Origin of the sequence: Methylobacterium sp. Leaf93, assembly GCF_001422345.1 — a bacterium.
GTDB lineage: Bacteria > Pseudomonadota > Alphaproteobacteria > Rhizobiales > Beijerinckiaceae > Methylobacterium > Methylobacterium bullatum.
This window is the reverse complement of sequence record NZ_LMMS01000018.1, coordinates 1-14,288: the sequence shown is the minus strand read 5'-3', so window position 1 is coordinate 14,288 and position 14,288 is coordinate 1. Positions and strand designations below refer to the sequence as shown.

At 67.2% G+C, this 14,288-nt stretch carries 7 protein-coding genes; 2 read left to right on the top strand and 5 right to left on the bottom strand.

Features of this window, described 5'->3' with window-relative positions; genetic code table 11:
• Positions 1-5,035 precede the first annotated feature (5,035 nt).
• The gene (locus ASF26_RS11665; RefSeq protein ID WP_056253841.1) at positions 5,036-6,607 is read left to right on the top strand and encodes an Ig-like domain-containing protein; all 1,572 of its coding nucleotides are present in this window, start codon (positions 5,036-5,038) and stop codon (positions 6,605-6,607) included.
• Between the two features lie 300 nt (positions 6,608-6,907).
• Here the strand turns inward: ASF26_RS11665 and ASF26_RS11660 are convergent, their stop codons facing one another.
• From ASF26_RS11660 to ASF26_RS11650, 3 genes are all read right to left on the bottom strand, one after another.
• A complete protein-coding gene (locus ASF26_RS11660; RefSeq protein ID WP_056253850.1) occupies positions 6,908-8,323 on the bottom strand; it encodes a UdgX family uracil-DNA binding protein in 1,416 nt (471 codons plus the stop codon).
• A 173-nt stretch (positions 8,324-8,496) separates the two neighbouring features.
• Positions 8,497-9,711: a putative DNA modification/repair radical SAM protein gene (locus ASF26_RS11655; protein ID WP_056253838.1), complete on the bottom strand. Its 1,215-nt coding sequence runs from the start codon at positions 9,709-9,711 to the stop codon at positions 8,497-8,499.
• Between the two features lie 174 nt (positions 9,712-9,885).
• Positions 9,886-10,488, bottom strand: a complete 603-nt coding sequence (locus tag ASF26_RS11650) for a RecX family transcriptional regulator (RefSeq protein WP_082477601.1) — start codon at positions 10,486-10,488, stop codon at positions 9,886-9,888.
• An 89-nt stretch (positions 10,489-10,577) separates the two neighbouring features.
• On the opposite strand from ASF26_RS11650, the gene ASF26_RS11645 reads away from it, so the two are divergent.
• A complete protein-coding gene (locus ASF26_RS11645; protein ID WP_056253831.1) occupies positions 10,578-12,008 on the top strand; it encodes a TAXI family TRAP transporter solute-binding subunit in 1,431 nt (476 codons plus the stop codon).
• A 14-nt stretch (positions 12,009-12,022) separates the two neighbouring features.
• On the opposite strand, the gene ASF26_RS11640 is transcribed toward ASF26_RS11645, so the two are convergent.
• Both ASF26_RS11640 and ASF26_RS23420 read right to left on the bottom strand, forming a co-directional pair.
• Positions 12,023-13,516, bottom strand: a complete 1,494-nt coding sequence (locus ASF26_RS11640; RefSeq protein ID WP_244475906.1) for a fused MFS/spermidine synthase — start codon at positions 13,514-13,516, stop codon at positions 12,023-12,025.
• A 15-nt stretch (positions 13,517-13,531) separates the two neighbouring features.
• Complete coding sequence (locus ASF26_RS23420; RefSeq protein ID WP_244475905.1) at positions 13,532-14,164, bottom strand: hypothetical protein; 633 nt, start codon at positions 14,162-14,164, stop codon at positions 13,532-13,534.
• Positions 14,165-14,288 lie beyond the last annotated feature (124 nt).

Here is a 14,288-nt window from a genome sequence, read left to right as displayed (position 1 = left end):
CGATCACGGAGCCGACCCCCGGCGCCGCGACGCATACCTTCTCGGCATCCGACTTCGGCTACGCGGATAYCGACSTCGATCAGACCGTGTTGGCCGGTGTCCGGATCGACACGCTGCCCACGGGCGGCAGCCTGAYGCTGGACGGTGTCGCCGTGACGACCGGGCAGCTRATCACSGCCGCCAACCTGACGAAGCTGGTGTTCACGGCTACGGACGACGACGCCAATGCCTCGGTGAGCTTCACCTTCTCGGTGCAGGATGCCGGCGGYGCCTTCGACGCCACGCCCAAYACCTTCACGATCAACACGACCGCCGTGAACGACGCGCCCGTCGGGRCGGACAAGACGATCSCGATCTCSGAGAACGCCGGTGGCGTGGGCGTTGCCAGCCACACGTTCGTTGCCGCCGATTTCGGCTTCACGGATGCGGATGCCAGCAACAGCTTCACGGCGGTTCGGATCGACNGACACGGTGCCGACAGGCGGCGTGCTGAAGCTGGACGGTGTCACCGTAACGGCGGCGCAGGTGATCGCAGTCGGTGATCTGACCAAGCTGGWGTTCACYGCCGCGGACAMTGCCGGCGTCGCCAGCGTCRGCTTCACCTTCTCGGTCCGGGACGAGAACGGCCTGTCCTCTGCTGCTCCGTCCACCCTGACCTTCACCGTCACCGGCACCAACGAYGCGCCCACGGGAGCGGATAAAGCCGTCACGATCACGGAGCCGACCCCCGGCGCCGCGACGCATACCTTCTCGGCATCCGACTTCGGCTACGCGGATAYCGACSTCGATCAGACCGTGTTGGCCGGTGTCCGGATCGACACGCTGCCCACGGGCGGCAGCCTGAYGCTGGACGGTGTCGCCGTGACGACCGGGCAGCTGATCACGGCCGCCAACCTGACGAAGCTGGTGTTCACGGCTACGGACGACGACGCCAATGCCTCGGTGAGCTTCACCTTCTCGGTGCAGGATGCCGGCGGTTGCCAGCCACACGTTCGTTGCCGCCGATTTCGGCTTCACGGATGCGGATGCCAGCAACAGCTTCACGGCGGTTCGGATCGACACGGTGCCGACAGGCGGCGTGCTGGCCCTGAACGGCGTCACCGTGGCGGCGCCGCAGACGATCGCGCTCGCCGATTTGTCCAATCTGGTGTTCACGGCCACGGACAATTCCGGCGCCGCCAGCCCCAGCCCCAGCTTCACCTTCTCGGTTCAGGACGAGAATGGCCTGTTCTCGACAGCTCCGTCCACCCTCACCTTCACCGTCACCGGCACCAACGACGCGCCGACGGGAACGGACAAAACCGTCGCGATCACGGAGCCGGGCGCCGGCGCCGCGACGCACGCCTTCGCTGCGTCCGACTTCGGNCGGCACCAACGACGCGCCGACGGGAACGGACAAAACCGTCGCGATCACGGAGCCGGGCGCCGGCGCCGCGACGCACGCCTTCGCTGCGTCCGACTTCGGCTACGCCGATGCCGACCTTGATCAGACCGTGTTGGCCGGTGTCCGGATCGACACGCTGCCCACGGGTGGCAGCCTGAAGCTGGACGGTGTCGCCGTGACGACCGGTCAGGTGATCCTGGCTGCCGACCTGACGAAGCTGGTGTTCACGGCTACCGACGACGACGCCAACGCCTCGGTGAGCTTCACCTTCTCGGTGCAGGATGCCGGCGGCGACTTCGCCGCCACGCCCAACACCTTCACGATCAACACGACCGCCGTGAACGACATTCCCGTCGGGGCGGACAAGACGATCGCGATCTCCGAGGGCGCCAACGGCGCGGGCGTTGCCAGCCACACGTTCGTTGCCGCCGATTTCGGCTTCACGGATGCGGATGCCAGCAACAGCTTCAAGGCGGTTCTGATCAACTCGGTGCCGACAGGCGGCGTGCTGGCCCTGAACGGCGTCGCCGTGAGGGCGGCGGATGTGATCGCGCTCGCCGATCTGTCCAAGCTGGTGTTCACCGCCACGGACAATGCCGGCGACACCACCGCCAGCTTCACCTTCTCGGTTCAGGACGAGAACAACGCGTTTTCGACCGCTCCGGCCACCATCAGCCTCACCATCGACGGCACCAACGACGCGCCGGCCTTCACCTCAGCAGGGACGGCATCGTTCGTTGAGAACGGCTCGACGCCAGCGTACGAGGCTGTCGCGACGGATGCGGACCGCGATCAGACCGTCTCCTACTCCTTCGGGGTAGAAGGCGTGGACAACGATCTCTTTACCATCGATACCACCACGGGTGCCGTGTCCTTCAAGGCCGCACCAGACTTCGAGAATCCCGCAGATAACGGCAAAAACAACGTCTACGACGTCGTCATCCAGGCGACGTCTGGCGGTGAGACGATCAGCAAGTCGGTGGCCATCACCGTCACCGACCAGACGACCTTCACCATCGACGCCAATGGCGGTACCTTCAACGGCACCGGCGTGATCGACGAAGTGAAGGGTCGGGGCGGTGACGACATCATCAACGGAGCGGGCGGCGACGACGACCTCTTCGGCGGTGCCGGTGACGACGTCATCAATGGCGGCTCGGGCAGCGACCAGGTCTTCGGTGAGGACGGTGACGACACCCTGAACGGTAGCTCGGGCAATGACATCCTGACCGGAGGTGGTGGCAACGACATCATCGATGGCGGAAGCCAGGATACGGGTGGGGCCGACGTCGCTGTCTTTAGCGGCAACCTGCGGGATTATACGATCGTCTTGAGCGGTCCCGATTTCCTCATTACGGACAACCGACTCAACAGTCCCGACGGGACCGACACCGTGCGCGGCGTCGAGCAGTTCCGGTTCGCCGACGGCACGATCTCGGCGGTCCAGCTCGTCAACGACGCGCCGGTGGCCGTCGCCGACACCCTGAGCGCCACGGAAGACACGGTCGTCACGTTCACCGCGACTCAACTGCTCGGCAATGACACCGATGCGGATTCCGACGCCCTCGTCATCCAGTCCGTCACGGAAGGTACCGGCGGCACCGTCGCGATCGTGAACGGAGCGGTGGTCTTCACACCGACGGCCAACTTCAACGGTCCGGCCACCTTCACCTACACGGCGTCGGACGGCCGCGGAGGCGTCAGCGCTCCGGCGACCGTGACCGTGAATGTCGCCGCAGTGAACGACGTGCCGGTGAACACGGTGCCGAGCGCGCAGACCTTGGCTGAGGATGCCTCGCTCGCGATCACGGGCGTGTCGGTGTCCGACGTGGACGGCGGCACGCTGACGACGACGCTGAGCGTCACCAGCGGTGTATTGACGGTCACGGCCACGGGTTCGGCCACGATCACGAACAATGCAAGCGGCACGGTGACGGTGTCGGGCACGGCGTCCGAGATCAACGCGGTCCTGTCGAGCCTGAACTATAAGGGCGCTGCGGACTTCAACGGCGCCGATGAGCTGAAGGTCGTGACGACGGACGGCACGCTGAGCGACACCGACACGGTGGCGATCACGGTGACGGCGGCGAACGACGCGCCTGTGAACCTGGTGCCAGGCGCGCAGACCGTGGCTGAGGACGCGTCGCTCGCGATCACGGGCGTGTCGGTGTCCGACGTGGACGGCGGCACGCTGACGACGACGCTGAGCGTCGCAAGCGGTGTGTTGACGGTCACGGCCACGGGTTCGGCCACGATCACGAACAATGCGAGCGGCACGGTGACGGTGTCGGGCACGGCGTCCGAGATCAACGCGGTCCTGTCGAGCCTGAACTACAAGGGCACTGCGGACTTCAACGGCTCCGATGAGCTGAAGGTCGTGACGACGGACGGCACGATGAGCGACAGCGACACGGTGGCGATCACGGTGTCGGCTGTGAACGACGCGCCTGTTTTGACGGGTAGCCTGTCGGCCACGGTCGCTGAGGGGGGCCGTTACGTTCTCACGGCCACCGAGCTCGGTTACACCGATGCCGATGTCGGGGACGACGTGACCTTCACGGTCACGAACCCAACCAACGGCACTGTTCAGGTCGGCGGCCAAGCGGTCGCGACGTTCACGGGGGCACAGCTCACCGCCGGTCTGGTCAGCTTCGTCCATGGCGGCGGCGAGAACCTTACGGCCAGCTTCTCCGTCTCGGTCGAGGACGGCAACGAAGATGGCTCGGCCGCCGTCGCCCAGCCCTTCACCGTCACGGTGACGCCTGTGAACGACGCACCGGTGAACACGGTGCCGGTGGCACAGACGGTGGCGGAGGATGCGTCGCTCGCGATCACGGGCGTGTCGGTTGCCGACGTGGACAGCACCACGCTGACGACGACGCTGAGCGTCGCCAGCGGTGTATTGACGGTTACGGCCACGGGGGCGGCCACGATCACGGGCAATGCGAGCGGCACGGTGACGGTGTCGGGCACGGCGTCCGAGATCAACGCGGTCCTGTCGAGCCTGAACTACAAGGGCGCTTTGAACTTCAACGGCGCCGACGAGCTGAAGGTCGTGACGACGGACGACACGGGGAACGGTTCGCAGAGCGACACCGACACGGTGGTCATCACGGTGACGGGTGTGAACGATGCGCCGGTGGCGGTCGCCGACACCAACGCCGGCGCCGAGGACACCTTGATCATCGGTTCGGTGGCGACCAACGACAGCGATACCCGCGACGTCACGGTCGGCTACACCGTGACGGACGGCAACGGCGGGACCAAGGCGGCTCAGCTGGTCATCACGGTGACGGGTGTGAACGATGCGCCGGTGGCGGTCGCCGACACCAACGCCGGCGCCGAGGACACCTTGATCATCGGTTCGGTGGCGACCAACGACAGCGATGTCGACGGCGATACGCTGACCTACACGGTCTCGGGCACCGTGCCTCCGGGCTTCGTCCTGGAAGGCGACGGCAGCTACGTCCTCGACACGACCGACACGGCCTACCAGGATCTCGGGGTCGGYGAGACCCGCGACGTCACGGTCGGCTACACCGTGACGGACGGCAACGGCGGGACCAAGGCGGCTCAGCTGGTCATCACGGTGACGGGTGTGAACGATGCGCCGGTGGCGGTCGCCCCCGCGACGTCACGGTCGGCTACACCGTGACGGACGGCAACGGCGGGACCAAGGCGGCTCAGCTGGTCATCACGGTGACGGGTGTGAACGATGCGCCGGTGGCGGTGAACGACACGAGCACCGTGACCCAGCGGCTCTCGGTTTCCGAGAACGTTCTCAGCAACGACACCGATGCGGATATTGGAGACACCAGAACGGTGTCGACAATCGCCCTCGCTGGCGGAGGTCTGGTCGCCTTGGTGAACGGAACTGCGTCGATCGCCGGTGCATATGGCTCGCTGACGATCAACGCGGATGGCAGCTACACCTACGCCGCGGATAGCGAAGGCCTCTTGAAGGTCGGTGAGACCCGAAATGAAACCTTCAGCTACACGATGCGGGATGGAGCCGGCTTGACGAGTTCGGCCGAACTCAAGGTGGCGGTGACCGGGTCGTCGCTCGGAACGGAGGGGGCCAACATTTTCCTCCTCACCGGCAGCGGCACGTCGGCCAGCGGTCTCGGTGGTAGCGATACCTACGTCGTCGACGATGCCAGCGATCGGGTAATCGAAGCGAAGGACGGTGACGGAATCGATGTCGTACAGTCCTCGGCTTCCTACTCCCTCGGTGGGACCTATGTCGAAGAACTGACCCTCACTGGCTCCGCCAATCTCGACGGAACCGGCAACTCTCTCAACAACATCATCCGCGGTAACGGGGGGGACAACATCCTGGATGGCGGGCGCGGTGCCGATACGATGATCGGCGGCGTGGGCTCCGACACCTTCATCGTCGACAACGCTGGCGATCGTCTCGTCGAGTTGAAGGGCGATGCAGGAACGGACGTGGCGCAGGCTTCGGTTTCGTACTCGCTGGCCGGTCTCTATGTGGAGAATCTGACCCTCACCGGCACCGGCAACATCAACGGCATCGGCAACTCGCTCGCGAACGTCATCACGGGTAACGATGGCGCCAACATCCTCAACGGCGGCACCGGGGCCGACAGGCTGATCGGTGGTGTCGGGTCGGATACCTATGTCATCGACAATGCCGGTGACCGGGTAATCGAGCTGAAGGATGACGCGGGCATAGATCTAGTCCAGTCGACTGTGTCCTTCTCCCTCGGGGGAACGTATGCCGAGAACCTGACCCTGACGGGCTCCAGCGCCATCAACGCACTGGGCAACTCGCTGGATAACGCCCTCATCGGTAATGCGGCGAACAACCGGATCGATGGCTTGGCCGGTCAGGACATTCTGACCGGAGGTGCCGGGCGCGACACCTTCGTCTTCAGCACCGCATTGCGGGCCAGCAACGTCGATCACATCACGGACTTCATCGCCTTGTCGCCGACCACATCGGCAACGCACGACACCATCGCGCTTTCTCAGGCGGTCTTCGCCGCTCTGACGGCGGGAACATTGGCTGACGCTGCGTTCAAGGATATCTCGGCGACATCCGGTGGAATCGTCGATAGGACTGACCGGATCCTTTACGATCGCGACTCGGGCGCATTGTTCTACGATGCGGACGGAAGCGGGAAGACCAAGGCAGTTCAGTTCGCGACCGTGGACAACAAGATCGTCCTCACCCATGACGACTTCTCGATCATCGGTTAAATAGAAAAGAGGCGGGTCGTCATTCGATCCGCCTCTTGAATTCGACACAGTATCGACGGGACGAGTTGGCCTGTAGGCCGGGTCTCCTCTCGTTTTGATCGGCATATCGGGCTCGGCGAATCGAAGGATTCGTCGGGCCCGAAGTCGTATCTGGGCGATGTTGGCGGCCGTCTCCGAGAGAAACGGCGCGGATGCGTTCATCGCCGCGTGGTCGGAAGTGCCGAGGAGTTACTTGTCGATGGCGGTGGCGGCCAGGGCTCGGCCATCCCGGCGCAAACAGGCCGGACGACCCATGAAGATTCAGACCGAGCCCGCCAGCTCGCGCGCCAGATCACCCACCCGTTTCAGGTCGGCGACGAAGGCCGCGTAGGCGTCTTCCTTGGCCTCGTCCGGCAGGCGCAGGAGATAGGAGGGGTGCACGGTGATAAAGCCCTCATAGGCCTTGCCGAAGGAGGCCGGGCCGCGGGCGCGGGTGATCGGGATCGCCTTGCCCGTCAGCGCCAGGACGGCGGTGGCGCCCAGGGCCACGACGAGTTTGGGGGCCACGAAATCCAGCTCCCGGTCGAGCCACCAGCGGTAATGGCTCACTTCCCCGGCGGTGGGTTTCTGGTGGATGCGGCGCTTGCCGCGCTCCTCGAACTTGAAATGCTTGACCGCATTGGTGAGGTAGGCATCCCCCCGCACGATCCCCGCATCCGCCATGGCGCGGGACAGGAGCTGCCCGGCCGGTCCCACGAAGGGTCGCCCCTGCCGGTCTTCTTGGTCGCCCGGCTGCTCGCCGACGAAGGCGATGGCGGCATGGGCGGGGCCTTCGCCGAGGACGGCCTGGGTCGCGCCCGGCACCAGTGGCTCCGAGCGCCGAATGATGGCGTTGAGCTCCTCCAGGGAGGTGGGGTCCTGGTCGGACATGGCGGCGACGGCCTTGGCGGGGTTGCGCTTGGTCGGCATCTGCGGCTCCCGTTCGATCATGGCTTCCGTGCGGGCTGAGGCGGCGCGGACGAGGCCGGGGATGGCCGCGGTCTCGGGCATGTTGCGCCAATACTTCTTCGGCATTTCCGCCCGCATGGCGGCGAGGTTGGTGCGGGCAGGGTTGAACGTACTCTCGTAGTAATCGCGCCAGCCGGCCTCGAACCCGTCGGCTTCGGGCGCATCCTCGCGACGTCCCGGCGGGCCGAAGGTCAGGGTCTCCCCGTCCCAATGGGCCGAGCCGTCCGGCGTGAGGATCGACCAGTTCAGGGATCGGAAGCGCGAGACGAAGAACGTGCTCGCCGCCTCCAGGATGTGATGGTCCGGCTCGAACCAGGCGACGAAGCGCTCGACGCCATCTACTTCCGTCCGGCGGAACCGCAGGAAGGCGTGCATCTTGTGCAGGTCGCGGGCGATGGCCTTGCGCATCCGGTCGAGGCGATGGACCAGCGGATCGCTTCCCACCTCCAGCAGGCCGCGTTCGCCGTGAGTGATGCGCCAGATCAGGGTGTAGAGGAGGGCGTAGCGCTCGGGGTCGCGGTGCGGGACGACCATGCGGCTCAAGTCGGCCACCGCGCGGGGCAGGCTCAACGGGATATCGGGTCCGAGTTCGGGCGAGGCGGCCTCTCCGAAAAGGCCGGGCGTCTGCCCGATCGACCAGACCACCGCGTCGGGCGGGACCGATAACGCTGCAAGCCGGCGCACGGCGGCACGGAACCCATCGAGATCGGCGCCCTCGTGGAGGGTGATCGTTTGGAGTGATCCACCCGACCTTGCCCCCTCTGCGGGGGAGGGTGGCCCTCGCGTGAGCGAGGGTCGGGAGAGGCGAGCGCCATCTCCGGAGAGGTCGCCCTCTCTCCCGTCTGCTCCGCAGGCATCCTCCCCCGCAGAGGGGGGAGGGTGGTGCTCACCATCACGGTCCATCAAAACAGGCTCAGCTGCCGCGCCGGCTCGATGAGCTTGGCGCGCAGGTCCAGCCGGTCGGTGCCGCCGGGTCCCGGGTGATAATCGGCGGCGATCAGGAACGGGCGGGCGCGCTTGAGGCCGGAGGTGAGACGGGCGACGTCGTCCAGGCGCAGCCGCGTGTGACGCCGCGCCTTCACGATCTTGTCGACGGCCCGCGCACCGAGGCCCGGCACCCGCAGCAGCATCTCCCGGTCGGCGGCGTTCACGTCCACGGGGAAACGCCCCCGATGCTTCAAGGCCCAGGCCAGTTTCGGGTCGATGTCGAGGGAGAACATGCCGTCCTCGGCGGCATCCGCCACGTCGTCGGCGGAGAAGTCGTAATACCGGATCAGCCAATCGGCCTGATAGAGTCGGTGCTCGCGCTGGAGCGGCGGGGATTTCAGCGGCAGAATGGCGGAGCCGTCGGGGATCGGGCTGAAGGCCGAGTAATACACCCGCTTCAGGTTGAACGATCCGTACAGGAGGGCGCTCTTGCGGATCAGCGCCTCGTCGGTGGTGGTGTCTGCGCCGACGATGACCTGGGTCGACTGGCCGGCGGGCGAGAACCGGCGCTTTTCGGCCTTCGCCTCGGTGATCCGGGCGCCGATCTGCTTCATCGCGTTCTGGATGACCGGGCCGTTCTTCTCCGGCGCCAGCCGGTGCAGGCTGGCATCGGTGGGGAGTTCGAGGTTGATCGAGAGCCGATCGGCATAGAGCCCCGCCTCTTCCACCAGCCACGGGCTCGCCTCTGGGATCGACTTGAGGTGGATATAGCCGCGAAAGCCGTGGTCGCGCCGCAGGGACTTCGCCACCCGCGTCAGCAGTTCCATCGTGTGGTCGGGCGACTTGATGATGCCCGAGGAAAGAAACAGCCCCTCGATGTAGTTGCGCTTGTAGAACTCCACCGTGAGGGTCACGACCTCCTCGACCGTGAACTTGGCGCGGGCGACGTTGGAGGAGCGCCGGTTCACGCAATAGGCGCAGTCGAACAGGCAGTAATTGGTCAGCAGGATCTTCAGGAGCGAGATGCAGCGCCCGTCCGGCGTATAGGCGTGGCAGATGCCGGCGCCGGTGGTGGAGCCGAGTTCGCCCTTGCCGGCCACGCGTTTCGGCGCCCCCGACGAGGAGCAGGACGCATCGTATTTCGCGGCATCGGCCAGGATGCGCAGCTTCTTGGCGAGGGTCTCGTCCATGACAGGGACATGCGCGTCGTTCGTGTTTCGTTCAAGTTTTCGTCGGGCGCGGCCGAAAATGTCGCAGCGCGCTTTCCCCCTCTCCCCGCCGGGCGGGGAGAGGGCCGCATGGACCTCGTCGTCCATGCGGCGAGCGCAGGCGACAGCACTCCACGGCTCACGGGGAGGCGTCCATCACCGGTCGAGCCCGTCCTCCGCATCCACCTCCTCGTCGACGACCGCCTTCGCCAATCCATAGGAGAACCCGGCCCGCGCCATCGAGGCGAGATCCTTGTCGCGGTGGGTGGCGCGGAGGTCGGGGCGGCGGAACGGGCCGAGACGGCGGCGCTTGGCATAAGCGCGGGCCGCCACCTCCTCAGCATTGGTGCCCTCTTCCTCGCCCCGGTCGCGTTCGGTCTCCAGGGTTTCGGCGATCAGCGTCCGGTCGACCCCCTTGGCGGCGAGTTTGGCCGAGAGGCCGCGGGCGGAGGCCCCGCGCCGGCGCAGGGTCGCCGCCCGCGCGGCGGTGAACCGGGCGTCGTCCACGAGGCCGGAAGAACGGGCGCGCTCCACGATGGCGGCGACGGTCTCGGCGAAGGCGGCGGGGTCTTCGTCCCGGAGCCGGCACCTCTTGGCGACCCGGCGCTCCAAGGTCTGGCGCAGCATCGCCACGGAGGCGCTGTAGCGCTCCAGATACTGTAGGGTGACGCGCTCCAGATACGCGGCCGTGACCGGCGGCGTGGGTTTTGCCTCGTGAGAGGATGCAGTCGGTCGCCCTGCAACGTTTCGAGCGCTCATCGGTTCATCACGCTTCGGACAGGTTTCAGGATCATGAGGCGCCTCGTCTCGACTGTGAACCGGTTATCTGTCTTACCCCGAGAGGACGCATGCATGTCATGCCGGCATTCCTCCTGAAGCGCGAGTGGCTCCTGGTCGCGCTCGGCCTCGGCTTCGCCGTCCTTGCGGCCGCCGTGGTCTATCTGTCGCGCCCGACGGTGCTCACCGTGGCGGTCGGTCCGCGCGACGGGGCCGAGGCGCAATTGCTCGAAACCTATGCCCAGGCTCTCAAGCGGGCGCGGGAGGACGTGCGCCTCAACGTGCGGACCTATGACGACGTGCGCGACAGCGCCGCCGCGCTGCAGGCCGGGAACGCCGATCTCGCCGTGGTCCGGCCCGACGTCTTCCTGCCCGATAACGGGCTGACGCTGGCGCTCCTGCACGAGGAGACCCTGCTCATCGCCACCCCCGAGGCCAGCGCGATCGAGAGCTTCCCCGACCTCGCGACCAAGCGCCTCGGCATCGTCGAGCGCCACGCCGCCGACCGGCCCTTCGTCACCAACCTCCTCGGCTTCTACGATTTCACCGCCGTACCGACGCCCGAGCCCGGCCATGCCCTCGCCGCCGGCCATATCGCCCTGGTGCCGCTCAAGCCCGGCGAGGTGACCGCGGCGCTGCTGGCCGGCACCGTGGACGCCGTCGCCGTCATCGCGGCGCCGACCTCGAAGGCCGCGATCTCCACGGTCCGGGCGGTGGAGATGGCCTCCCACGAGAAGAAGATCACCATCGTCTCCGTCCCCGACGGCGACGCCATCGTGCAGCGGATGCCCGAACTGCAATCGGCGACGATCCCCGCCGGTACGTTCGGCGGCCGGCCCAAGCGCCCCGACGAGGACGTGAAGACGGTGGGCGCCTCCTACCGGCTGATGGCGCGGGGCGGGGTGAGCCGCTACTCGGTGGCCTCCGTCACCCAGCACCTGTTCGAATGGCGCTCTAAGCTGGCGCCCGGCGCCCCCATCGCCAACCTGATGAAGGCCCCGGATTTCGAGACCTCGGTGGCCGCCACCAGCGCCCGCCTGCCCAACCATCCGGGGGCGGTCGATTATTTCGAGCGCGAGCAGCAGACCCTGTTCGAGCGCTACGAGGATTACGTCTATCTCCTCGCCTTCTTCGGCGGCACGATCGGCTCCGGCATCGCCTGGCTCGGCCAGCGCCTCGCCCGCCAGCGCCGCGAGCGGGTGGACGTGGTCCTCGACCGGCTGCTCGACATCCTCAGGGACATCCGCTCGGCCACCACGAGGGAGCAGCTCGACGGCCTCGTTCGCGAGACCGACGATCTCGTCACCGACGTCGTGCAGCACGCCCGCGAGCGCAATGTCGACACCCGCGCGATGAACGCCCTGATCCTGGCCATCGACGCCGTGCACGGCGCCATCGCCGATGCCCGCCGTTCCCTCGTCACCGGCGCCGAGCCCGAGCGCCGCCCCCTGCGGACGCGGTCCGCGCGGCTCCTCAGGCTGGATCGCCCTGCGGCGGAATAGGGGCGCCTTCTCCCTTATCGCCTCATCTCGTCGAGCATGGCCTCGACGACGTTGCTGAAATCGTCGCTCCAGGGACGGCGGCCCATGTCGGGCACGACCCGCGTCCACTCGCCCGGTTCGGCGAGGGTCCCGAGATGGGCCTCGTCGCGGGCGATGGCGACGACGATGGAAGCCTGACGGAAACGCGGTCCGTCAATGCTGTCCATCAGGCGCCCGTCGCGGACGAAGGTGACGAGGCCCTTGTCGGCTGCCGCGCGGGCGAGGATGTGGCGCAGTTCGAGGTGCCGGTTCGAGATGTGGACGACGAGGGCGCCGTCGGGCGCGAGCTTCGCGGCGTAGAGCGCCAGTGCTTCCCGCGTCATGAGATGGCTCGGGATCGAGTCGGAGGAGAAGGCGTCGACCACGATCAGGCTCTTCCCGCCGGGCTCGTCGGCCAGGGTCAGGCGCGCATCGCCGAGGACGATCCGGGCATCGGGGGCGCAGGCGCCGAGGAAGCGGAACAGGGCGGGATTCCGCGCGATGCGGACCACTTCCGGGTCGATCTCCAGGAAGGTCCAAGCCTCGCCGGCCTGGGCATGGCAGGCGAGGCTGCCGGCACCGAGCCCGACCACGGCCACCGTGTCGAGGCGTCCGCCTTGGCGTGACCGGACGGCGGCGATCGCGCGGCCGATGCCGCCCTCCATGGTGAAGTAGGTCACCGGCTCGGGCCGCCCGGTGAACGGCGTACCGTCCTCGTTGGTGATCCGCATCGCGCCGTGCAGGGTGGTGCCGTGGCTGAGGGTGCGGAAATGTCCGTCCGTCGAGGTGGCGATCTTGTGCACCCCGAAGAACGAGCGCACCGACGCGCCCGAGGTCAGGGCTCCGCTGACCGTGGCCGAGAACAGGGCGAGGCCCATCGCAAGAAGCGCCACGTTCTGCGGCTTGCGCCAGAATGCGATCATCGCCCCCATCAGGCAAAGGGCGCCGACGATGAGCCAGGAGCGTGGCAGGATCGTCAGGTTGATCAGGAGGGCCAGCACGATCAGCCCGGCCAGGATGGCGAGCGAGCGCCGGTTCTCGCGCCAGGACGCGGCGGACAGGATGGACAGGTCCGGCCGGCACAGAAGGGCGGCCACGAGCAGGATCGGGTATTCGAGGACGGTGGAGAAGATGCGCGGCGCGAGGAGCCCACAGAAGATGCCCCCGAGCATGCCTCCGAAGGACAGGCAGAGATAGAACTCGGTGAGCCGCGCCGCATCCGGGCGGCGCGTGTAGAGCGCCCCGTGGCAGATCATGGCGTTGACGAAGAAAAGGCCGAGATGGAGCGCCAATCCGATGCCGAGCGGGAACGCCGCCGTCATGGGCAGGAGCGCCATCGCGGTGCCGAAGACCTGGATACAGGCGAGGACGGTCTGGGACGGGACCATCCGCTCGCGGAAGGCGAGGACGAAGGTGAGGAGGAACAGCGCCAGGGGCGCGACCCAGAGCAGGGGCGCAGCCGCCACATCGGTGGAGATGTGCGCCGTCACCGAGACGAGGAGGCCCTAGGGCACCAGGGAGAGGGCGATCCAGCCGAACCGCTGGCGCCAGATCTGACGCCGGGGGGCGGAGGCCGCCGCGACGCCGGCCGCGATCCGGGACGGGGCCGAGGCGTTGCGCGCGGCTGCGGCGGCGCAGATCGCGATCAGTCCGGCGAGAACCGCGAATCCCAGCATCCAGACCCGGCTCTGGTCGCGCAGGGTGAAGAGCGGCTCGATGGCGAGGGGATAAGCGATCAGGGCCGCGAAAGAGCCGATGTTCGACGCCCCGTAGAGGAAGTACGGGTCGCGCGCATGGGGGTGGTTCGAGCGCGAGAACCAGGCCTGCAGCAGCGGCCCGTTCGCCGACAGGGCGAAGAACGGCAGGCCCACCGAGAGGAGGAACAGCCCGAGCAGCCAGACGGCTTCCCCATCGGCGGGCGCCTTGCCCCAGCCCGCGGCCAGTTCGATCGGCAGCGCCGCCAGGGCGCAGCCCATCACGGCGAGGTGGAGCGGGGCGGCGACGCGCAGCGGCAGGTAGCGGGCCAGGGCATGGGCATAGGCGTAGCCGGCCAGAAGCAGGGACTGGAACACCACCATCGCCACGGACCAGACTGAGGGCGAGCCGCCGAGGACCGGCAGCACCATCTTGGTGAACATCGGCTGGACGCCGAAGAGCAGGAGGGCCTAGGGTCTGAACCGAACCAAGATATTGCTGACGCTGCAGTTTTATGATTCACGTTCGCGGTTTTCAGCATGGAGGCGATGATGGCAGACCTGTTCT